This is a genomic window from Pseudoduganella ginsengisoli (assembly GCF_009720865.1).
GTDB classification, from domain to species: Bacteria; Pseudomonadota; Gammaproteobacteria; order Burkholderiales; family Burkholderiaceae_D; genus Rugamonas; species Rugamonas ginsengisoli.
Genome location: NZ_WNLA01000010.1, coordinates 149,656 through 173,515, shown reverse-complemented (window position 1 = coordinate 173,515; position 23,860 = coordinate 149,656). Strand labels below are relative to the sequence as shown.

The window sequence follows — 23,860 nt, the reverse complement described above, 5'->3', positions numbered from 1 at the left end:
CGTCAACCGGCGGCCCCGCTCCTCGGCGCCGCCAGCTCCACCTTGTGCACTTTGCCATCATCGGCCAGCGCAATCTCCATGCCCCGCTGCGCGACGCCATCAACAGTCAGTGACGCCACTGCCGATGCATCGCGTTTCACGTCGATTTCATACACGCTGCCACCGTAGCGGTAGCTGACGGAGAAGCCCTCCCACTCATCCGGGATACGCGGCTGCACGAACAAGCGGTCAGCGGCGCGGGTCACGCCCAGCAGGGATTCCAGGATCAAGCGGTACATCCAGCCTGACGACCCCGTGTACCAGCTCCAGCCGCCCCGCCCGATGTGCGGCGCCACCGCATACACGTCCGCCGTCACCACATACGGCTCGACCTTGTAGACAGCGCTGCGCTCCGCCGTGGACCCATGCTGCACCGGGTTAATCATGCGCATCAACTCCCACGCCCGCTGCACGTCGCCCATCTTGGCAAACGCCATCACGGTCCAGATGGCGGCGTGCGTGTATTGGCCGCCGTTTTCCCGCACGCCGGGAACATAGCCGCGGATGTACCCGGGATTCAAATCCGCCTTGTCAAACGGCGGGTCCAGCAACTGGATCAAGCCATAATCGCGCCGCACGAGGCGGTGGTCCACTTGCTGCATGGCGCCCGCCACCCGTTCGCGGTTGGCGGCGCCGGACAAGATGCCCCAGCTCTGCGAAATCGAATCGATCTGGCATTCTTCATTGCCGTGCGAGCCCAAAGGCGTGCCATCGTCAAAGTATGCGCGCCGGTACCACTGGCCATCCCACGCATTTTTCTCGATATTGGCCGCCAGCTTGCGCGCCTCTTCCCTGCACTCGGACGCGAATGCGCCGTCGAGCCGTATGTCCGCCACGTCGGCAAAGCGCTGCAGTACGTCGATCAGGAACCACGCCAACCAGACGCTCTCGCCGTTACCCTCTTCGCCGACTTTGTCCATGCCGTCATTCCAGTCGCACGAACCGATCAGCGGCAAGCCATGCGCGCCAAAGCGCAAGCCATTGCGGATGGCCCGCATGCAGTGGTCGTACACGTCGCCTGTCTGCGGCGAGCGTGCCGGCAAGTCGTAATACGAATCTTCTTCCGGCTTAACGGGGCGCCCTTCCAGGAAGTGCGCGGTTTCATTGAGGATCGTCGTGTCGCCCGTGGTGCTGATATAGCGCGCCACGGCCAGCGGCAGCCACAAATAGTCATCCGAACAGTGCGTACGCACGCCGCGGTCCGATGGCGGATGCCACCAGTGCTGCACGTCCCCTTCGAGGAATTGATGCGCGCAGCACAGTACGATGTGGTCGCGCAGGATTTTCGGCTCTGTATGCACCATCGCCATCGCATCCTGCAACTGGTCGCGGAAGCCAAACGCGCCGCCGGACTGGTAATAACCGCTGCGCGCCCACATGCGGCACGCAATGGTCTGGTACATCAGCCAGCCATTGGCAATCACGTCCAGCGCAGGCTCCGGCGTCTTCACCTGTACGGCATTCAACACGCGGTTCCAGTGCGCGTGCACGGCCGCCAGCGCTTCATGCGCGGCCGCCAGCCGGCCATGTTTCAACACCAGGCTGGACGCGTCCGCGTTGCGGCGCCCGCCCAGGCCCAGTACAAACACGATTTCCCGCTCCTGCCCCGGCAGCAAATCCAGCGGCACCTGGATCGCACCGCAACTGTCGAGCGCTGTGCCCACCCTGCCCGACAAGCGCGCCCGCCGCAATGCCTGGGGATTGGCCATGGTGCCATTGCGGCCCAGGAATTCCATACGGTCCGCCGTCACGGAGCGGATGGCCGCATCCGCATTGAAGAACGCGACCCGGCCAGAGAACTCCGTGTTGTAGGGATTTTTCGCCAGCAGCGCGCCACTTGCCGCGTCGACTTCCGTGATGATGTGCATACCGGATTTCGAGCGCATATCGCCCAGCACCCACTCCACGTAACCCGTGACGGACAGGCGGCGGCTGACTTGCGAATCATTGCGCACGCGGATCACGGAATAGCGCACCGGCGCATCGAGTGCGACAAAGGCCGTCATTTCCGTCGTGATGCCCGCTTCCGTATGCTCAAACGTGCTGTAGCCAAAGCCATGCCGCGTCACGTAATCGCCCGTACCCCGCGCCGGCAGCGCGGATGGCGACCAGTATTGGCCGCTGTGCTCGTCGCGGATGTAAAACGCTTCACCACTGCCATCGGACACGGGATCGTTATGCCACGGCGTCAAACGGAATTCATGGGCATTTTCCTGCCACGTATACGCTTGCCCGCTTTCGGAAATCACGCTGCCGAATTGCGGGTTGGCCAGCACGTTCGACCACGGCGCCGGCGTGCGCTGCTGCGCATTGGTGACAATCACATATTCGCGTCCGTCCGGCGCAAAGCCGCCGATGCCGTTATCAAGCAACAGGCCCTGGGGCCGGCGCGTGTGCGGCCCCGCATCCGCATATTCACCGCGCGCATCGGCCAGCAGCGGCGGCATGCGCAATGCGGCGGGACCCGGGCGCTTGATTTGCTCCGCCAGCGTGCCCCGGTCATCGCTGATGATGACGCGCGCCACCGATTGCAGCAAGATGCGGTCGTCCGGCGCAATCTGGTCGCCCAGCCGCACAAAGATGCCGCCGGGACGGTCGATGGCCTGCGCATCGATACCGGAAGCAATCAGCCCCATGATCTGGTCATGCAGCGCCTGCCGGTAGCCGGAATTGTCTTCGTACCAGATCACCAGGTCCACCACCAGCCCTTTCAGGCGCCAGTAAGCGTGCGCCTGCACCATTTGCCGCGCCAGTTCGATATTGGCGGGATCGCGGATTTGCAGCAGCACGATCGGCAAGTCGCCGGAAATCGCATACGCCCACAGGCCGGACTGGCCGCGCTGGTTGCGCGTCAGGATCGACGGGTCGGCGCGCAGCGCAGCATTCGGATAAATCACGCTGTTGGCCAGGCGGCCATACAGTTGCGCATCCGTTTCGCTGGCATTCAACTGGCGCAGCACCACCTGGCTGTGCGTCCATGCCAGTTCAAACACGCGGTCCGCCAGGTGGCGGTCCTGGTACTTGTCGATCAGGTGCAGGGCCGCGTCGCGCGTATCCGTCATGCCGGTCACGATGTCGACCACGGCGGATTCGTCCGGTTCCAGCGTGATGCAATAGCGGATCGCGACAATCGGATCGAGCACGGAACCTTCGGCTCCGGACAGCGGTTCCCTGTCCTGCATGGCGCGCGGCGCCATCGCCGTGTTGCCGCGGCCAATGAAGCGTGAACGGTCCGTTTCATACGACACGTTGGCAATGGCCGCATCGTGCAACGTCATCAAATGCAGCATGTATGGCGGACTTTCTCCTTTGCCGCGTGCGCGCCGCGTGCACAGGATGGCCGTTTCCTGCGGCAGGATTTCCGTTTGCACGAACAGCTTGCTGAACGCGGGATGGGCCGCATCGGCCGGTGCCGGCGCCATCACGACTTCCGCAAAGCTGGTGACTTCAATCTGGCGCTTGCGGTCGGATTTATTCGTGATGCGCGTGCGGCGCATTTCAATGTCATCTTCCGGCGATACGACGATTTCCGTGTACAGCTCCAGTTCCTTGTCCGTGCGTCGGAATTCCGCCCGCCCTTCCGAGAAGATTACTTCGTATTTGCGCGGTTCCATCAGCGTCGGCTGGTACGTGGTAGACCAGTACGCGCCGTCATCGAGGTCACGGATATAGCAGAACTGGCCCCAGTTATCGCGCGTACTGTCTTCGCGCCAGCGGGTGACGGACAAATTATTCCAGCGGCTGTAGCTGCCGCCGGCATTGGTCACCATCACGTGGTAGCGGCCATTGGACAGCAGCTGGGTTTCCGGCACGGCGGTATTCGCTTGCGTGAGGATACGCATCGGCAGCATCGCCTGTTCTTGCGCGGCGCTGCGGATGGCCGCCTGTTCCGCCGTGCTCGAATAAAACGCGCCCGCTTGCGGACTGCGTTCCTGCAACACCAGCAAGGTCGCCTGCAATTGCGGGTCGGACTCAAAGCGGCGCTGCATAGGCCGGTCATGCAGCAAGTACGACAGCGCCAGCAAGCCCATGCCCTGGTGGTGCACCATGAAGGAACGGATGACTGCGTGGGTTTGGCCGCGCGGCAAACGCGCCTGCGTGTAATCAATGGCTTCATAGAAGCCGTAGCGGCCCATGAAGCCCAGCGCCGCCATCTTTTGCAAGTTGGTGGTCGATGCTTCCGGCCGCACCATCAAGCCCAGCATCGTCGCATACGGTGCGATCACGAGGTCATCGGCCAGTCCCCGCTTCAAGCCCAGGCCCGGCACGCCAAACGCGCGGTACTGGTAATTCAGCGCCGCATCCGTCGTGTTGTAGCCGGATTCCGATACGCCCCACGGCACGCTGCGCTGTTTGCCATATTCGATTTGCGCATCGATGACGGAATGATACGTCTGGTCCAGCAGTGTTTCCGGATAGGTCGGCATGACCAGCAGCGGCATCAGGTATTCAAACATGGAGCCGGACCACGACAGCAGCACCGGTTCACCGTTCAGGATGCACAGCTGGCGGCCCAGCGCAAACCAGTGTTCCTGCGGCAGCTGGCCCTGTGCAATGGCGACAAAGCTGGCCAGCCGCACTTCAGACGCCAGCAAATCGTAATAGCTGGCGTCCAGCCGGCGCTCCGTCACGTTGTAGCCGATGGCCAGCAATTTCGTCGTGGGATTGAACAGGAAGCCGTACTCGATTTGAGCGAACTGGCCGCATTCACGCGCCAGTTCTTCCAGCTGCGCGATGCGGCTGCGGGCCAGCTTGCTGCCTTGCGACACGAGACGGGCCAGCACATCCTGGCGCTCCCGCTCTGCCGGCGCCAGGTCTGATTGCACGGCGGCGCCCGCGTGATCCATGTCCGCCAATTGGCGCAAAGTCGGCATGCGCACCATGTTGGCGTCGAATACCTCACCGGCGGTCAGCCACGGCGCCAGCGCTTCCAGGTCTTCCAGCGCGGCGCTGCATTGGTTGCGCAACGCTGCCGCCCAATACTGGACGGAAGGATCCGCGCGGTCCGGTTGATACGCATCGGCGGCGCGGGCGGCCCGCTGCAGGCAGGCATGCATGTCCAGCAGCGATGACGGTGGCGGCGCGGCAGCGAATTCGCGTCCCAGCGCCAGCAAGGCATCAGGCAGCGGCGCAGCCGCCGCGTTCCCGGCAGCGCTGCCTTGCACTGCAACCGCATTCGTCGCGCTTTCCGCCAGCACCTGGATCGTCGTGGCGATGCCCTGCAACAGCTGCCCGCCCGCAATGGGTTCATCGATCTGGTGCAGCAACCCCTGCTGCAACGTCAGCAAATGGCCCGCCAGGTTGCCGCTGTCCACCGATGAAATGTAAATCGGGTGCAGCGGCTTCATGGTCACTGTGTCGTACCAGTTGTAGAAGTGACCCTGGTAGCGTTCCAGCTTGCCCATGCTATTCAGCGTATTCAAGGTACGGGCTATCAATTGCGCGCCACAGATATAGCCGAAATCATGCGCGGATAAATTGGCCAGCAGCGCCATGCCCATGTTGGTGGGCGACGTGCGGTGGGCAATCACCTGGGTCGGGTGCTCTTGCACGTTATCCGGCGGCAGCCAGTTGTCATCAGGTCCGACAAAGGTGTCGAAATACGCCCACGTACGGCGCGCCAGCATATGCAGGAAGACGCCCTGCTCGTCCGACAATTCCGCCAGCTCGCGGGGCTGCGGACGGCTGATCCACCACGCCGCCAGCGGCGCGGCCAGCCACGCCAGCAGCAGCGCGAATGCCGCGGGCAGCGCTTCCGGACGGAACACCGCCAGCGCAGCGCCGATCAAGGCCGCCGCCACGGGGGCCACCCACATCGTGCGCCAGTAATCTGCCGGCGCATTGCCGGCCCGCGCCAGCGCGGAAGCGCGCCACTGCAGCAGGCGGCGTTTCGATACCAGCAGGCGCCACGTGGTGCGGGCTATCGCATCGACGCTGATGTACGCTTCATACGGCAAGAACACCATGGTCAGCAGCGCATGCGCAAAGTGCAAACGGCTGCGCCACAGCGATTGCGTAATGTGCTGGCTCCACAGCGTATCGCGCGGACGGTTCAGCAGGTCATACACGGCCGAGGCCAGCGGCGGCACGAATACCACGGCCAGCACGGCCAGCGTCCAGTACCACGGTTCCGGCAGCGCGGCCCACGCCAGCAGCAGCGACAGCGCCAGCACTGGCGGCACCAGGCTGCGGCGCAAATTATCAAACAGCTTCCAGCGCGACAGCCAGGACAGCGGATTGCGTTCCCGGCCGGTGGGACGGCCATCGGCTCCCGGCAGCGGCGTGCGCGGCATCAGCCATGACAGCAATTGCCAGTCGCCCCGTATCCAGCGCTGGCGGCGCAAGATATCGTCGCTGTAGCTGGCCGGGTATTGTTCATACAGTTGCGCATCGCTGAGCAGACCGGCCCGCAGGTAGCAGCCTTCCAGCAAATCGTGGCTGAGGATGCGGTTATCCGGCAAGCGGCCGCCCAGCACCTGCTCAAACACGTCGACATCGTAAATGCCCTTGCCGATAAACGAGCCTTCATAAAACACGTCCTGGTACACATCGGACACCGTGCGGGTGTACGGGTCGATGCCCGGCTCGCCGCCGCACAGGCGCTCATAGCGCGACGCCTGTTCGCTGGGCAGGCTGACCGCAACACGGGGCTGCAGGATGCCATAGCCGTCGACGACGCGGTTATGCCGCGGGTCTACACGGGGACGGTTCAGCGGATGCTGCATGGAGGCGACGAACTGGCGCGCCGCATCGCGCGGCAGGCGCGTATCCGTATCGAGCGTAATCACGTAGCGGACGGTTTCCAGGTCATCGACGTCCCCCACCACCAGTGAAAAGCGGTCGCGCGCGCCGCCCCGCAAGTAGCGGTTCAAGTCTTCCAGCTTGCCGCGCTTGCGCTCGCGCCCCATCCACACGCCTTCCGCCGGATTCCACACGCGCGGACGGTGCAGCAGCAAAAACGGTGCGGCGGGCGCATTGCCGGCCGGCGGAACGGTGGCAGCCGCGCCAGGGGGCGTCGCATCCGCGCCCGGCGTGTACTTTGAATTGAGGCGGCGGATATGGTCTTGCGCCTGCTGTAGCAGGGCCGCGTCGCCCGGCAGTGTTTCTTCTTTCGCATCCGCGAAATCCGTCAACAGGCAAAAGCGCAAGTTCGGATCCCGGTTGGCCAGGAAGCGCACTTCGATTTGCTCGGCCAGTTCATCGACATTGTCTTTGCTATAGATCAGTGTCGGCACCACCACCAGCGCGCGCGCATCGCTGGGGATGCCGTTGCGGTAATCCATGCGGGGCAAGGGGTTAGGCCGCGTCAGCAACGTGGCGGCCCAGTTGGTCAGCGCCAGCGCCAGCTGGCTGCCGGCGGCCACGGCCAGCACGCCCAGCACCACCAATAACCAGCTTTGCACGCCGCCGCGCATGGCGTGGTCCACCGCCAGCCCGGCCAGCACCACGGTGAGCGCAGCAACCGCGCCCAGGTACGACGTCAGTGGCGATGCGCGCGACGTCTGCTGCAATGCGATGCCCAGGGGCCAGCGCACGGCGGCCTGTTTTTCCAGCAAGACCACGCCTCGGCCGATCAGGTAATAGCCGACGTGGCCCATGCGGTGATCGCCGCCATTGCCATGCTTGCTTTTCGCGAGTTCGACCGCCATGGCGGCGATTTCCTGTTCACTGTGCGGTGAGCGGCGCGCGAGTTTTTCAATCACGTGGCGGTACTGGTCGCGCGTGGAAAAATCCATGTCGCCATAGACGTCGGCCGGATCGAGGCGCAAGGTTTGCTCGACCACGCTCATGGTTTCCACGAACTCTTGCCAATCCATCGTGCCGAGGAAACGCAGGCTGCCGATGCTGTTGGCAATCGACACTTGCTCTGCCGCCTGCGTCTGGATTTCTTGCTGGATCATCTGTTCAATGGTCAGACCATTTTCCGCCAGCCGGTGCGTCAGCCACGTTAGCGCCAAAGTCAAGGCCGCGCTTTGCCCCTGCAGGCGGCGCGCCAGTTCCGCCACGAAACCGCTCGACAGCGGCGGATGGGAACGGGCCATGTCGGCCACCAGCAAGATCAAGCCGCTGGGGTTCTTGTCTGCGATGTCCATCATCTGGTCGGCCCACGTATTGGCCAGGTCGCGCTGCATGCGGTTATCGGCCACGCGGGCCGCCACGCGGCGCAAGTTTTCAATCAGCGCCAGCCGCAGCATGATGGGGATGGCCCACAGCTCGCCCAGCTTCAGCGTGGCCACTTCCTGATACGCATCGACGAAACGGCACAGGCTTTCCGGGTCGACGCGGCCATCGCCGTGGGCAATGATTTCCAGCGCAATCTGGTATACGCGTGGCGTGCCATCGGGCGCGCCTCGGGCCAGGCGGGGCAACTCCTTGCTGTAATTTTTCGGCAGGTGGCGCCGGGCCGTGCGGATCTGGTCTTCGATCAGGTATGAATTGTCGAGCAGCCATTCCGACGCGGGCGTGATCTGGCGCGACGATTTCACGGCCTCCGTCAATTCTTCGCACGTCTGCGCAATGACGTCGGCGTTTTCACGCAGGCGCGCCAGCAGGCGGTCAGGGCCCTGCCGCTTGCTCAGTTCGTGGCTGGCGGCCAACACTTTGCCGTGGGCTGCCATTTGCTGTGCACTGAATAATTCCGCGCGCAAAGGAGAATCATCATCAGCAGTGTTGTCTTGTACTGCGCTCGGTGCATCTTCGCGGAAACCAAACGTAAAGTAACGCAAGAATTTCGGTTGCTCGTTCAACTTGGACCTCGCAATCTGCCCGCGTAACGGGAAGTTAAGTATGGTCCAAGCAATAGTACGGAAGCGCACGTATAGCTACTGTGCGGTGCCGTACATACACGCGCCTGCCGGGTTTCCTGCCGGCAGTGTTCAGTCAGGCAGCGTTACGTCAGGCGGCGTGCGGCAGCCGATGCCAGCTGGTCAGCGCCATGCCGCCGGCCAGGTCATAGGCATGCAGGTGGCCCAGGCGGCGCAGGCATGCGGCGGCTTTGGCGCTGCGCGCGCCGCTGCGGCAACAAAACACCAGCGGCACGCCGCTTTGCAGCCAGCCGCCAATATGGCTGGTCAGGCGGCCCAGCGGCACACTGAGCACCGTGCGGCCATCCGGCCCCGCACCTGGTGCGCCGATGCCGCTGGCGGCATGCTCACCGCTTTCGCGCACGTCGACCAGCAGTGCGTTCGGATAATCCGCCAGCAGCTTGTGCAAGCTCTCGCTGTCGAGGTGCATATCGCTCTCCATGTCGCCTGGCTGGCGGCGCGTGACGCGCAAGCTGCTGCATACCGGCTGGTGCTCATCGCGCGCGGCGCACAGCAGGGTATCGTCATGCACGAAGGCTGACAGTTGCTGGGGCGCCGCATTGCCGATGAATGCGTGGCGCACGGCGGCACGGGGCAATTCCGTGCCGATATCGGTCCCCAGCAAATACGCTTGCTGGCCGGCGCCGCAATCGGCGCGTTCCAGCCGCTGGCCGCCAAACACCAGCGCTTCCCTGTCCAGCGGCCAGCCATAGCTGTCTATACCGGCCATCGCCAGGCCCGGACGTGGCGACGTGGACAGCACGGCCAGCATGCGGCAGCCATGGTATTCCAGCTGCGCGGCGATGCGCTCATCATGCTCAGCGCAGGGGTCAATCACGACGGCAGTATTGCTGGCTCCATCGAGCACCAGCCAGCTGCAGTCGCCGCCGCTGCCCAGTTGCAGCACGTAGGGTGCCGCCGCTTCGCCGCTGACGCCTTTGCCGGCGGCATTCAAGATCACGCCGCACCGTTCGATCTGCCCGCACGCGGCGGCAATCATCGCGTCGTCTGCCAGGGGGCCGAACGACATGCGGATCGCGCTGGCGCCACGCCATGCGGGAACACCCATCGCTTCCAGCACATAGCTGGGCGCTGCCTTGGCCGACGAACATGCGCTTCCGGAGCTGACACGCACGCCGCCCGCATCGAAGACATCCATCAATTCGCGGCTGGTCAAACCCGGCACGGAGAAATTCAGCGTGGTTGGCAATGCATGTTCAAACGGCGCATTGAAGACGATGCCAGGGAAGGCGCGGCGCAGGCTGGCCGCCAGGCGGTCGCGGAAGTCGCACAGCTGGTCGTGCGTGCGGAATACGCCGCCCTGCTCCAGCGCAGCCAGCACGGCGTCCAGCGCCGCGATGCCTGCCATGTTTTCCGTGCCCGAGCGCAGCGCGCTTTCCTGTCCGCCACCGACGATCAGCGGCGTGAACGGCGCGCCGTCGCGTACGTACAGCATGCCGATGCCTTTCGGCGCATACAGCTTGTGGCCGGAAAACGGCGCGTAATCAATGCGGCTGTTAGCCAGCTGCAAACGGAACTTGCCCAGCGCCTGTACGCAATCGACCATCCAGTAAGCCGTGCATGCCGTATCGTTCAACACGGCTTCGATACCGGCGATATCGGACAGCACGCCGGTTTCATTATTCGCCGCCATCGTGCACACCATGGCCGCACGTGGCGCCAGCGCACGCAATGCATCGAGATCGTGCAAGCCATTGCCATCGACCGGCAGTGCAGCCAGTTCCAGGTTCAGGCCCAGCACCGTATTCCAGTGCGACAGGCTTTGCGGCACGGCCTTGTGTTCCGTCGCGCCATAGACCAGCAACGTACCGATGGCTTCCCCCGCATCGCGGCGTGCACGCAACGCGCACAGCGACGACAGCACGGCGGTCTGGATGCCTTCCGTCGCGCCGCTGTTGAACATCACACGCCCGTTGCCGGCGCCGATCACGCGCATGGCGCGTTCGCGGGCACTGTTCAGCAATGCACGCGCCTGCAAGCCTGTCGTGTGAGTGCTGCTGGGGTTGCCATAGCACAGTTGCATGGCATGGACTGCGGCATCGATGGCGGCTGGCAAGACCGGGCTGGTGGCGTTGCCGTCGAGATAAATTTCTCGTGTCATGGTATTGATTTGAGTCAAATTCTGGATACTCAACAGTTTACGCAGCCGTACGAAACGATTCATTCCAAACTTCACTGCGAAATCCACTACACTTAGCATATACATGCTTAATTTTCGCCATTAATAGAATGAATACACTCGACCATTATGATTACGCCATCCTTGGCGCACTGCAGGTGGATGGCACGCTATCCGTGGCAGAACTGTCGCAAAAGGTGGGGTTGTCCAGCACGCCGTGCTGGAAGCGCTTGAAGCGGCTGGAAGATGATGGCTACCTGGAGCGGCGCGTGGCCATCGTGAACCGGCGCAAGGCGGGATTGCCCGTCACGGTATTTGTCAGCGTGCGCACCAGCCAGCACGATGACAAATGGCTGGAACGGTTTGCCCAAGCGGTGGAATCGCTACCGGAAGTACAGGAATTTCACCGCATGAGCGGCGATATCGACTATCTGTTAAAAGTCGTGACCACAGATATCGAAGGGTACGACCGTTTTTACAAAAAACTGATTAAGGTGGCGCAGCTGTCCGGAGTATCATCTGCGTTCTCCATGGAACAAATCAAGTACACCACGGCGCTGCCGCTGCATCTGGTCGCGCATGGGACTCCGAAGTAATCTGATGAATTTTCTGCAATCGCTGCTCCCCGCACAAAGCTATACGTCCTTCCGTGAACGGGCACGGGCCGCGGCCGGCGCGTTTATCGCGCTGCTGCTGACCGGCGCGATTTCGCAATTCCTGCTGGCGCATAGTCCGGCCCATCTTTTCCTCGTGGGCGGCGTGGGCGCATCCGCTATCCTGCTGTTTTGCCTGCCGGCCAGCCCGCTGGCGCAACCGTGGCCGGTCGTGGGCGGCAACGTGGTGTCGGCATTGGCGGCGGCGCTGTGCGTGCGCTGGCTGGGCGATGGCGTGGCCGTTGCCGCCCTTTCTGTGGCGCTGGCGATTGCCGCCATGTTTGCGCTGCGCTGCCTGCATCCGCCGGGCGGCGGCATGGCGCTGTCGGTGGCAATGGGCGGGCCCGCCTTGCACGCGGTGGCGGTGGAGTTTGCAGTGGGACCGCTGCTGCTCAATTCCGTGCTGATGGTGCTGGCGGCCATGGCTTACAACAATTTGACGGGGCGCCGTTATCCGCACACGCAGCAGGCGCCCCATCCGAATCCCCATGCGACGCAAGACCCGGTGCCGACCATGCGGCTGGGCTTTCAGCCGGAAGACCTGGACGCGGTGCTGAAGCAGTACAACCAGGTGCTGGACGTATCGCGCGACGACCTGGAAGAAATCTTCCTGCGCACGGAATTGCAGGCGTATAAGCGGCGCTTTGGCGTGATTCGCTGCGCGGACATTATGTCGAAGGACGTGGCGACTGCGGAATTCGGCACAGCGCTGGAAGCCGCATGGCGCGACATGCGCGGCCACCATGTGGCGGCGCTGCCCGTGCTGAACCGCGCGCGGCGTGTGATCGGCATCGTCACGCAGGGCGATTTCCTCGACCATAGCGGGCTCGATGACTACCAGGGCGTACGCAACCGGCTGCGCAGCTTCTTGCGCAAGAGCGGCGTCACGCATACGGAAAAGGCGGAAGTGGTGGGGCAGATCATGCATACCCACCCCGTGGTGGCGCAGCTCGATACCCCGGTGGTGGAACTGGTCGCGCTGATGGCGGATTCAGGCCACCACCACATCCCCGTGGTCGACGACGAAGCCCGCTTCGCCGGCATCGTCACACAGTCCGACGTCGTCGCCGCCCTGTATGAAAGCCGCCTCGCAGACGGCCTGGGGTCAGTCGTGCATTGATGCATTTAACCGGCGGGGTCAGTCGTGCAATCGTGCATTCGCGGTTTTACGCCCCTGCTGTTGCAGCAAAATCAGGCTGATAGCGCACAGTTTCAGGCTGTCGAGGCACTGCCCGCACCGGAATCGCCGCCGCCAAGGCAGTCCTTCCCGCAGAGAGGTTGATTTGGCGGGGTTTGCTGCTGGACGAGAATGCACGAATGCACGCCTGACCCCACGGGGGGAATGCATGATTGCACGCCTGACCCCATATGGGTATGCTTTCACCTTCGACCTTACCCAGGAACCGCACATGAATCATCGCTCTACCCTGGCCGCGCTGGCTACCGCCGTTGCACTGGCCTGGACGCCTGCCGCTTTTGCCGCGCCATCCCCTGCCCACAAAGTTGAAACAGCACCTGCCGCCAGCGCACCGCAGGCGCAGCAGCAATTGGCGGCCCTTGCCGACGAATACTATGATGCGGTCGCCCGCTTCGACCCCGTCAGCGCCACGCAAAATGGCGACAACCGCTTCGATGACCAGATGACAATGGATATCGTGCCGGCAGTACGCGCGAAACAATACGCGCTGTACCACAGCTACCAGAAGCGCCTGAAAGCCATTCCCCGCGCGCAGTTGAACCGCAGCGACCGCATCAACTATGACGTGCTGGCGTTCGAGCTGAAAACCCTGCTGGCGTTCGAGCCGTTCCCAAAACACTTGCTGCCGCTGAACCAGATGGACAGCATCCCCGTCACGCTGGCCAATTTCGCCGGCGGAGAAGGTTCGCAACCGATCGGCACCGTCAAGGAATATGACGCCTACCTGTCCCGCCTGGCGAAGACCCCGGCGTGGATCGACCAGGCGATCGCCAATATGCGCGAAGGCATGGCGAAGAAAATCGTGCTGCCGAAAGCACTGATGGTGTCGGCCCTGCCGCAATTCAAAAAGCTGGTGGCAGCCGATGCCCAAAGCAGCATTTACTACACGCCCATCACCAAGCTGCCCGCCACGTTCAGCGACGCGGACAAGCAGCGCTTAACCAATGCATACCGCGACACCATTGCCAACAGCCTGAATCCCGCGCTGCAGCGCCTGGCGGCATTCCTGGAAAACGAATACCTGCCGGCCTGCCGTGATACGTCCGGCTGGAGCGCGCTGCCCAATGGCCGCGCGTGGTACCTGGCCAATGTGGCCGATGCCACCACCACTGCCTTGACCCCGGAACAAATCCATGAAATCGGCCTGAAGGAAGTGGCGCGCATCCAGCAGCAATTCGCCGTGCTGGGACCGAAGCTGGGCTACGATGGCCCGCCATCCGGCCTGCCGGTGTGGGTCGGCAAGCAAGCCAAGTTCTACCCGTTCAAGACGGAAGATGAAGTGCAAGCCGTGTACCGCAACCTGAACGCGCTGCTGGACACCAAGCTGCCGCAAATGTTTACGCTGATGCCAAAGGCAAAGCTGGACCTGCGCCTGGAGCCTGAACTGTCGCGCGCCACCGCCTCCGATCATTACACGTCGCCGGCCGCCGATGGCTCCCGCCCGGGCGTGTTCTGGTCCGTCGTCAATGACCCGGCCAAATACAACAGCACCGGCATGAATACGCTGTTCCTGCACGAAGGCAAACCTGGCCACCACTTCCACATTGCATTGACGCAGGAAATGGATCAGCCGAAGTTCCGCAAATTCGGCGGCAACAACGCCTTCACGGAAGGCTGGGCGCTGTATGCGGAAACCCTGGGCAAGGACATGGGCCTGTACGACGATCCCGCCCAATACTTCGGCCACCTGAACGACGAACTGCTGCGCGCCGTGCGCCTGGTGGTCGACACGGGCTTGCACGCAAAAGGCTGGAGCCGCGAGAAAACCATCGCCTATATGTATGAAACGCTGGGCGACCAGGACGTGGCGAAGAATCAGACGGAACGCTACATGGCGTGGCCGGGCCAGGCGCTGGGCTACAAGATCGGCGCGCTGAAGATCGTTGAACTGCGCGAGAAGGCGAAGAAAGCGCTGGGCGACAAATTCAGCCTGCCGAAGTTCCATGAAGTCGTGCTGGGCGATGGCACGCTGCCGCTGGCGCTGCTGGAGAAGAAGGTTAACGCCTGGATTGCTTCGGCCAAGTGACGCAGCATACGTCAACGCGGCGCATGCAGGCGTTGACGGCCCCGCGGCTTTGTAAAAGCCGCCCAACGGAGTTAGCCAGCCGTTATTTGCCAGCGCCGTCGCACGGTTAAGGCAGCAGCGCCCACAACTCCCGGTACCTGAACGCGGCAGTCATATGCCGCAAGCGCATCGCCAGGTCCGGGTGTTGGCCTTCGATGGCGGCCAGCGCGCCCGCCAGGCGGTGCTGGTCCAGCGCCAGCGCTCCTTCTTTCAGCGCGATCCGTATCTCTTCCGGCAACGCCGCCAATTCGTCCCGCTGCACTTCCACCACGCTGTTGGCCGCCATAGCGCCCTGCGCTTGCGCCGGCGCCGGGCCGCGCTGGAAATGCAATCCCAGCTGGTTTTCAATGTGCGCATACAGTTCGTTGACATTGAGCGGCTTGCGCAGGAATGCATCAGCTCCCGCGTCCAGCGCCACCGTGCACTGTTCTTCGAACGCGCTGGCCGTACACATGATGATGCGCGGCTGGGGACCATCGGCCTGGCTGCGGATGCGCCGTATCGTCGCCAGCCCGTCCAGCTGCGGCATGCGCCAGTCCATCAGCACCAGGTGCGGCGTAAAACTGTTCATGCGCGACAGCGCTTCAATGCCGTCGCCCGCATACGCCACGACGAAGCCCAGCGGCTCCAGCAATTCGCCCAGCAGCATCTGCGATTCACGGTCATCATCCACCACCAGCACGCGCCTGCCGCGCTGTGACGGGTCCAATCCCAGCACCTGCCCCAGCACCAGCGGTGCGGCAGGCGCCGCGGAAGCCATCGGCAAGGTCAGCGCAAAGCGGAACATCGAGCCATGTCCCAGTTCCGATTCCACCTCCAGTTCACCTCCCAGCAATTCCACATACTGGCGTGAAATCGCCAATCCCAGGCCCGTGCCGCCTTCGCCCGTGTGCGAGCCCACTTGCACGAACGGTTCAAAGATGCGCTGCAAGTCCGCTCGCGACATGCCGACACCCGTGTCGCGGATGATAAAGGCCACGCGCGACTGGCCGTTGACCACTTCCGCCTGGACATGCAATTGCACGCTGCCCTGTTGCGTGAATTTCAGCGCGTTGCCCAGCAAATTGATCAGCACCTGGCGCAGCTTGACGGAATCGACCCGCACCGCCAGCTGCTCATCACGTATGCCTTCCAGTACCAGCGACAATTCCAGTCCCGCAGCCTGCGCGCGGATGCGCAGCATTTCCGCCACTTCATCGAGCAGCCGCGCCAGGTCCGTATCGGCAGGATCAAGCTGCGTGCCGCCCGCTTCGATTTTCGACAGCGCCAGCACGTCGTTAATCAGCGTCAGCAAATGCTGGCCCGAGCGGTGGATGATTTCCAGGTTGCGCTGCTGGTCCGGCGACAGCGACTGCGTGCGCGCCATCAGCTGGGAAAAGCCAATCACGGCATTGAGCGGCGTGCGCAGCTCGTGGCTCATCTTGGCCAGGAATTCCGATTTCACGCGGTTCGCGGTTTCCGCCGCCTTGGTGGCCGCCAGCAAACTGGCCGTGCGTTCATCCACCAGTTCCAGCAAGTGGTCGCGGTGGCGCCGCATTTCTTCTTCCGCCTGTTTGCGTTCCGTGATGTCGTAATGGATGCCCGTCATGCGCATCGGCTGGCCCTGCGCATTGCGCACCACTTGGCCGTCGGCCTTGATGTACCTTACCGTGCCATCCGGGCGGCACACGCGGAATTCAATGTCATAAGGCTGGTCCCGTTCCAGCGCCTGCAGCTTGGCCCGTTCACACAGCGCGCGGTCGTCCGGATGCACGGTCGCCAGCCACGTATGGTGCGCATCGCCCAGTTCACCCGGCGTGACACCCACCATCTGGTACATGCGTTCATCCCACACCAGTTCATCGGTCGCCAGGTTCCAGTCCCAGATACCAAGGCGGGCCGCCCGCGTGGCCAGCGCCAACTGGTCAACCAGGCGCGCGCGGTCTTCTTCAACGCGGCGGCGCTGGTCAATATCCTCAATCAGCACGTCGCAAGCCGGCGCCTCTTCCGTGCCGGCCCGCACAAACGTCGAACGCACCCAGCGCGGCAAACCGTCGGCGTAGCGTATGCGGTGTTCCAGCTGGCTGATGGCATTGTTGTCGAGCGCCGCGGCGGCACGGGCGGCCACTTGCGCGCGGTCCATTTCCGGCACGATGGTCAGCCACAAGGTCGGGTCGTTTTCAAATGCTTGCGGCGGGTAGCCCGTCACCGCTTCGCAGCCGGAGCCGTGGCCATAGGAACGCAGTGCGTCGCCACTGCGGCGCAGCGAAAACAGCTGGTGCGTCACGGCGCCCAGCAAGCGGCGATAGCGCTCGCGGCTCTCCGTCAATTCATCAGCACTGCGGCGCAGCGCTTCCGTGCGTTCCGCCACGAGAATTTCCAGGTGCGAGCTTTGCTGCTCCAGCGCCATGCGCTGCCTGTACAAGTCGCAAAACACGCGCACTTTGGACATCAGGATCGCTGGTTCCAGTGGCTTGATCAGGTAATCCACTGCGCCCAGTTCATATCCTTTGAACTGGGCATCGCGCCCCTTCATGCCGGCCGTGACGAAAATAATCGGCAACGTGGCTGTCTTGGGATTGGCGCGGATCAGTTCCGCTGTTTCAAAGCCATCCATGCCCGGCATTTGCACGTCCAGCAGCACGGCCGCGTAATCCGAGCGCAGCACGGCACGCAGCGCTTCCGGCCCCGAGTTAGCGCGCACCAGCTGCACATCTTCCAGGTCACTGAGCATGCCTTCCAGCGCCAGCAAGTTGGCTGGCTGGTCGTCAACGATCAACAGGCGCAGCTGCTGCCCTTCCGGCCCGATACGCCGCGCCGCCAGCACGTTTTCCACCTGGTGCACGTAGCGCTCGAATTCAATGATGGCCAGCCGCTGCCGGAACAGCGTGGCAAACACGTTGACCTTGGCGTGCAGCACCACGGCTTCAATGGGTTTGACCAGATAATCAACGGCGCCGCTTTCATAGCCGCGGAAAGCAAACTGGGCGCCATCCATTTCCGCCGTAACGAACACGATCGGTACGTGGCGGGTCTTGGGATTGGCGCGCATCAGCGTGGCCGTTTCATAGCCATCCATGCCGGGCATTTGCACGTCCAGCAGCACCAGGCCGAATTCGCGCCGCAGCAACTGGCGCAACGCTTCTTCGCCGCTGGTGACGGTGACGATTTCCAGATTGTCGACACCATCGAGCAAACCTGACAATGCCAGCAAATTGTTGTCATTGTCGTCAACCAGCAAAACGGGAAACGGATGGATGCGGTTCATGGTTGAACCTCCGCAGCCAGCTTTTGCAATAGCGCAGGCAACGCATCGAGCTTGACCACGCTGTCCGGTGTGCGGCACGCCAGTGCCGCACACGGCATGGCATCCATGAGCGCATCATCCGGGTCTTGCACGATGGTGTAGCCGCCTGCCGCGCCAATGTGCGCCAAACCCATGGCGCCATCCGACCCTGCCCCCGTCAGCACCACGCCGATCAGCGCCGGGCCATAGCTGGCGCAAGCCGATTCAAACAGCACATCGGCCGACGGCCGCGCAAAATTCACGGGTGGATCAAACGTCAGCGCCAGCCCGCCATCGAGTTCCACCAGCATGTGATAGTCCGGCGGCGCCATGTACACGGTACCGGCCACTGCCAGCTCGCCTTCATCCGCTTCTTTCACGTGCAGCTTCGACATGCCGTCCAGCAGGCGCGCCAGCCCGTCGCCGCTGGCGGCAGCAATATGGATCACGACCAGCACCGGCAGCGGGAAGCCAGCCGGCAACGGCGGCAATACACGCTTCAGCGCTTCCACTCCGCCCGTCGACACAGCAATGGCCACAGCGCTGTAGCGCCGCGTGCCCTGCACTTTTTTCACAGGCATGGTCATCGCGCCGCTCCCGTCACTGCAGCGCGTGTGTTGCGCGTGTACTCCTTGCGATAGATATGTTTTTTGATTGCGCGCTTCATGGCGCCACTCCCATTACTGCGGCGCGCATGTTTCGCGTGTATTCCTTGCGATAGATGCGTGTTTGTGGCGCGACTTCCTTGTAATGAGGCGAAATGCCGCGCTGGTCCAGTGTTTCCTTGGTGCCCAGGCACAGGAAACCGCCCGGCGTCAGGCAGCCGTCAAACAGCGACAGCAAGCGCTCCTTCAGCGACGGCTTAAAGTAAATCATCACGTTACGGCACAGGATCAATTGCATTTCACTGAAATCAGCGTCAGTGGCCAGGTTGTGCGCAGCAAAGACCACATTGCGCAGCAAGCCCGGATCAAACAGCGCGCGGCCGTAGCGCGCCACATAGTAATCGGAAAAGGCTGCCGTGCCGCCAGACTGCTGGTAATTGCGCGTGTAGCGCTGCATTTCACGCAAATCAAACATGCCCTGGCGCGCCCGTTCCAGCACGGCTTCATTCAAATCCGTCGCATAGATGCGGCACTGTTCGTCGAGCCCTTCTTCGCGCAAGATGATGGCCAATGACAGTACTTCTTCGCCGCCCGCACATCCCGCCACCCAGATTTTCGCGTGCGGATACGTGCGCAAATGCGGCACCACTTCCGCGCGCAACGTGCGGAAAAACACGGGATCGCGGAACATGTCCGACACATTGACGGTGACGTCTTCCACCAGTGCGCGGCAGACGGCGGCATCGCGCAGCACGGCCGACATGGCCGTGCCAAAGCTGCCATAGCCGGATTTGGCCAGCCACGCCATCAGGCGCCGCGTCAGCGACGCTTGCGCATATTCGGAAAAGTCATAGCCGTGCGCCTGGCGGATGGCGGACACCAGCATATCGATTTCCAGTGCAACAATCTGCTGTTCGTTCATGCCACCTCCCCGGCCTGATACAGCCAGACCCGCATCAGCGAAAACAGTTTGTCGAGATCGACCGGCTTGGCCAGGTAATCGCTGGCACCCGCGTCGAGGCACTGCCGCTGGTCGCCCAGCATGGCTTTAGCTGTCAGCGCAATCACGGGCAAGCGCGCCCAGCGTGCATCGCGCCGGATGCGGCGCATCGCTTCGAAACCATCCATTTCCGGCATCATGATATCCATCAGCACGATGTCGATGTCGGGATGTTCCTGCAGCCGCGCCAGTGCTTCAATGCCATTGCCCGCTTCTACGATTTGCATGCCCTTCTCGGCCAGCACGGAGGTCAGCGAAAAGATATTGCGGATATCGTCATCGACCAGCAGCACTTTACGCCGTTCAAACATGGCTTCCTTGTCGAGCGAGCGGCGGATCATTTTTTGCTGGTCTTGTGGCAGCGACGTTTCCACCAGGTGCAGGAACAGGCTGACTTCCCCCACCAGCCGCTCGGGGCTCTTGGCGCCCTTGACGATGATGCTGTCCGTATAGCGCCGCAGACGCGCTTCATCGGCCTCCGACAGGCTGCGGCCCGAATGCACGATGACCGGCATGTGCGGCGCGCACTGGTTCGCTTGCAGCTGGTCCAGCAACTCAAAGCCGGACATGCCGGACAAGCCCAGGTCCAGCACCATGCAATCGTAGTAGCGCTGCCGCAGCAAGGCCAGTGCTTCGCCGCCGGAATGCGCAATCGTGATATGCAGGCCATCGGCTGACAGCAATTCCGCCACGCTCATGGCTTCGGCTTCATCGTCTTCCACCACCAGCAGGCGCTTGTCCTTGCGGTCAATGACGGCGCCAATGGAATCAAGCACCTGGTCCAGCTGTTCCGAGGAGACCGGCTTCGTGATAAAACCGATGGCGCCCAGTCCCAGCGCTTTCTGGCGGTCCTCCAGGCACGTGATGAAGTGCACGGGAATGTGGCGCGTGGCCGGGTTGTCTTTAATACTGCGCATGACGCCCCAGCCATCGATGTGGGGCAGCATCACGTCCAGCAGGATGGCATTGGGGCGGAAGCGCTCCGCCAGCGCCAGCCCTTCTTCGCCATCGCAGGCCACGATGGCCTGGAAGCCATGTTCGCGCACGGTGTCGCGCAAGATGCCGGCAAACGCCACATCATCTTCCACGATCAGGATGCAGCGGGTTTCCGGCAGCACGCTGCAGCGGTCATCTTCCATCGCGCCGGCGCCCTGCGCAGTGGGGGCGGCAGCCGGTGCGGCAAATGCAGGCCGGGCCGGGCCGCCTGCAGCCGTGGGGAATGCAGCCGGCGGTGGCGCGGAAAATTCCTGCAACGGCTGAACGGGGACGCCAGCATGCGGCGCCGGCGCGGCAGCCGGCGGCAACTCGGCGGGCGCAGGCGGCGCATACGCGTGGGCTGCGTTCGCGGCGCTGCCGTCGAACGGCAGGAATAGCGTAAAGATGCTGCCGGCGCCAGGAGCGCTGGACAGCGCAAGTTCGCCGCCCATGCAGCGCGCCAATTGGCGGGAAATCGACAACCCCAGGCCCGTGCCGCCATATTTGCGGCTGGTGGAGCCATCTGCCTGCTGGAACGCGTGGAAGATGCGTTCGTGCTGGTCCGGCGCGATGCCGACACCAGTGTCACTGACGGCAAATGCCACGGCGGCGTCCTGCAAACCATGTTCGCCCGGCACGGCGGGACGGATCGACAGCCCCACCCGGCCGTGCGACGTGAATTTGATGGCATTGGCCAGCAAGTTTTTCAATACCTGCTGCAAGCGCTGTTCATCCGTCGTCACGACCGCAGGAACGCCTGGCGCCACGTCGACGGAAAACGCCAAGCCCTGGTGCTCCGCCTGCGGCATGAACAAGTCGCGCAATTGCGTGGCCAAATCACCGATCGCGACGGATTCCATCTGTAATTCCACGCGGCCCGCTTCGATCTTCGACAAGTCCAGGATATCGTTGATCAAGTTCAGCAAATCCTTGCCGGCACTGTTGATGGTGGCCGCATATTCCACTTGCTTGTCACTGAGCTTGCCTTCCTTGTTTTGCTTGAGCAGGCTGGACAGAATCAGCATGCTGTTTAGCGGCGTGCGCAATTCATGCGACATATTGGCGAGGAATTCCGACTTGTAGGCACTGGTGCGTTCCAGTTCCTCGGCCTTGCGCCGCAATTCACGGCTGACTTGCTCGCTTTCCGCACTCTTTTGCCGGATCACTTCACGCTGCTGTTCCAGCAATTGCGCGCGTTCTTCCAGTTCTTCATTCGATTGCTGCAATTCTTCCTGCTGGACCATTAATTCTTCAGTTTGGACCTGCGTCTGCTCCAGCAGCGTGGACACACGGCGGCGCCCCTGTTCGACGCTGATGGCCACCGCCACGGCTTCGGCCGCCTGTTCCAGCCACGCGGTTTTGTAGTCCTCCAGTTCGCCCAGGGTGCCCACCTCCACCAGTCCCATCAAACTGCCGTCATGCACCAGCGGCACCGCCACCACGGCAGCGGGCGCCGTGCCGCCCAGCGCGGACGCCACATCAAGATAAGACGATGGCACTTGCTTTAATACCGCCGTGCGGCGCTCGACCGCGGCCATGCCTGCCCATCCCTCGCCCAGCGCAATGTGGGCGCGCGCCGGCTGCGACGGCGTCATGGCATACGACGCGGCCAAATCCAGTATTTGCCGTTCCGAATCAAACAGGTACAGCGCCCCCACGGCGCCGCCCACGTGTTCCGTCATGAAACGGATCACGGGCGCCGTCAATTGTTCCAGTTCGCGGTCGCCCCGTAATTGCCTATTTAAGGTATTGATACCGCTCTTGGACCAGTCCTGGCGCCGCTCATCGTCGCGGTGCGTGCGCAAGGTCCGCGTCATGCGGGCAAAGCCCTTGCCCAGCAACAGCTGCGCATCGCTCATGCCCGCCATCGCCATGCCCAGCGCGCCGATTTCGTCGCGCAAGCCGGAAAACTTGCCCAGGTCGAGCGGCGGCGGCTCGCGCACGTCACGGCTCAAATCGCCGGCGGCAATGGCTTCCACCATCTCGGCCCGCTCGCGGCAATCGTCGCCCAGGACGCGCAACGTGGCCAGTACATGCTGGATTTGTTCCGTCAGGGATAAGTAAGCGCCCACTGCGAAATACGCAAACAGCAGGCAAGCCAGCAAGGTCAGTCCGCCGAACCATATCAATTTTTCACGGGCCAGGGCAATGCGCCTGGTCAGCGCGGAACGCAGCGCCGGCGCCAGCACTTCTTCGCCACCGGCATAAAACTGGTCAATCAAGTGAGTAAAGTGGTCGATATACGCCGCCGTGCTCATTCCCATGCGGCCGCCCATGATTTCCTCTTGCACGATCGTCACGGTATTGCGGATGCCTGCTTCGATTCGCTGGTCCAGCCCCGCGATGACGGGCCGCAGCGCGGGATTGTAAGTCGTGACCTTTTCCAGGTTAGCCGTCTGCAAGTCGCGCGCGATACGCATATGGCCCAGCAATCCCGCCATTTCCAGTTTTTCCGCATCGGTGACCGTGCCACGCGCCACGATAGCAACCCCGGCGGCACGCAGCTGGCCCAGCCGCTCCGTAAAGAAGGGCAATTTGACCAGCGTATCAATCAGGTAATACGAAGAAATCTCCGGATCCAGGGTCAGCGAATTGGCATCGGCAATGTCCGTGCCGAGCGTGAGCATTTTTGCAATCAATTGCTCGTGGCGCAGCGTATTGATCTTCTGCGTCCATTCCAAACCAAACTGGCGCAGCGCGCGCCAATCGGACGTGACTTCGCGCCAGCGCTGCGACGCGGCCACTGACACGGGAATAGTTTCTGTTAGCTGGCCAAATGCGAGGTCGACTTCGGCAGCCTTGGCGCGCTGTTTGGGACCAAAGGCGGGATTACCGCCAAGTAACCCGGCCGACAAGCCGCGGTCATGCTGGACTAATTGAATAGCGCGGTTTAACCGCACCAGCGCTTCGACACCCCGCAATTCTTCGCGGCTGGGTTCGATCACTTTATCCACCGCGACGAACAATTGCGTCAGCAATACAACAATCGCCCCCAGCGCAAGCACCCCCAGCAGGAAAAACTTATGCGCATAGCGCAGCCTGCTCATCAGGCTGATAGCGGGGTAAAACAGGGGTTTCAAAGAACCTCCCGAGCGGCGTCAGTCAAAGCACATGCA

9 protein-coding genes are annotated in these 23,860 nt (G+C 62.7%); 3 read left to right on the top strand and 6 right to left on the bottom strand.

Annotated elements, in window-relative coordinates; all coding sequences use genetic code 11:
• Positions 1 to 2 precede the first annotated feature (2 nt).
• Positions 3 to 8,657 (bottom strand): GH36-type glycosyl hydrolase domain-containing protein, encoded by an 8,655-nt coding sequence (locus GM668_RS16100; RefSeq protein WP_155439978.1) that lies wholly within the window; start codon positions 8,655 to 8,657, stop codon positions 3 to 5.
• 277 nt (positions 8,658 to 8,934) lie between these two features.
• On the bottom strand, positions 8,935 to 10,965 hold the full coding sequence (locus tag GM668_RS16095; protein ID WP_155439977.1) for an aminotransferase class V-fold PLP-dependent enzyme: 2,031 nt from the start codon (positions 10,963 to 10,965) through the stop codon (positions 8,935 to 8,937).
• Between the two features lie 128 nt (positions 10,966 to 11,093).
• On the opposite strand from GM668_RS16095, the gene GM668_RS16090 reads away from it, so the two are divergent.
• From GM668_RS16090 to GM668_RS16080, 3 genes are all read left to right on the top strand, one after another.
• A complete protein-coding gene (locus GM668_RS16090; protein ID WP_155439976.1) occupies positions 11,094 to 11,579 on the top strand; it encodes an Lrp/AsnC family transcriptional regulator in 486 nt (161 codons plus the stop codon).
• Between the two features lie 4 nt (positions 11,580 to 11,583).
• The gene (locus GM668_RS16085; protein WP_155439975.1) at positions 11,584 to 12,756 is read left to right on the top strand and encodes an HPP family protein; all 1,173 of its coding nucleotides are present in this window, start codon (positions 11,584 to 11,586) and stop codon (positions 12,754 to 12,756) included.
• A 289-nt stretch (positions 12,757 to 13,045) separates the two neighbouring features.
• On the top strand, positions 13,046 to 14,860 hold the full coding sequence (locus tag GM668_RS16080; protein ID WP_155439974.1) for a DUF885 domain-containing protein: 1,815 nt from the start codon (positions 13,046 to 13,048) through the stop codon (positions 14,858 to 14,860).
• Positions 14,861 to 14,966: 106 nt separating this feature from the next.
• Here the strand turns inward: GM668_RS16080 and GM668_RS16075 are convergent, their stop codons facing one another.
• The 4 genes from GM668_RS16075 to GM668_RS16060 form a co-directional block, all read right to left on the bottom strand.
• Complete coding sequence (locus tag GM668_RS16075) at positions 14,967 to 18,146, bottom strand: response regulator (RefSeq protein ID WP_155439973.1); 3,180 nt, start codon at positions 18,144 to 18,146, stop codon at positions 14,967 to 14,969.
• On the bottom strand, positions 18,143 to 18,751 hold the full coding sequence (locus GM668_RS16070) for a chemotaxis protein CheB (protein ID WP_229499407.1): 609 nt from the start codon (positions 18,749 to 18,751) through the stop codon (positions 18,143 to 18,145). Before GM668_RS16070 ends, GM668_RS16075 begins: the two co-directional genes overlap by 4 nt.
• 76 nt (positions 18,752 to 18,827) lie before the next feature.
• The gene (locus GM668_RS16065) at positions 18,828 to 19,691 is read right to left on the bottom strand and encodes a CheR family methyltransferase (protein ID WP_155439972.1); all 864 of its coding nucleotides are present in this window, start codon (positions 19,689 to 19,691) and stop codon (positions 18,828 to 18,830) included.
• Entirely contained in the window at positions 19,688 to 23,824 is a 4,137-nt protein-coding gene (locus GM668_RS16060) for a response regulator (RefSeq protein WP_155439971.1), read from the bottom strand. The genes GM668_RS16065 and GM668_RS16060 overlap by 4 nt, the downstream gene beginning before the upstream one ends.
• Positions 23,825 to 23,860 lie beyond the last annotated feature (36 nt).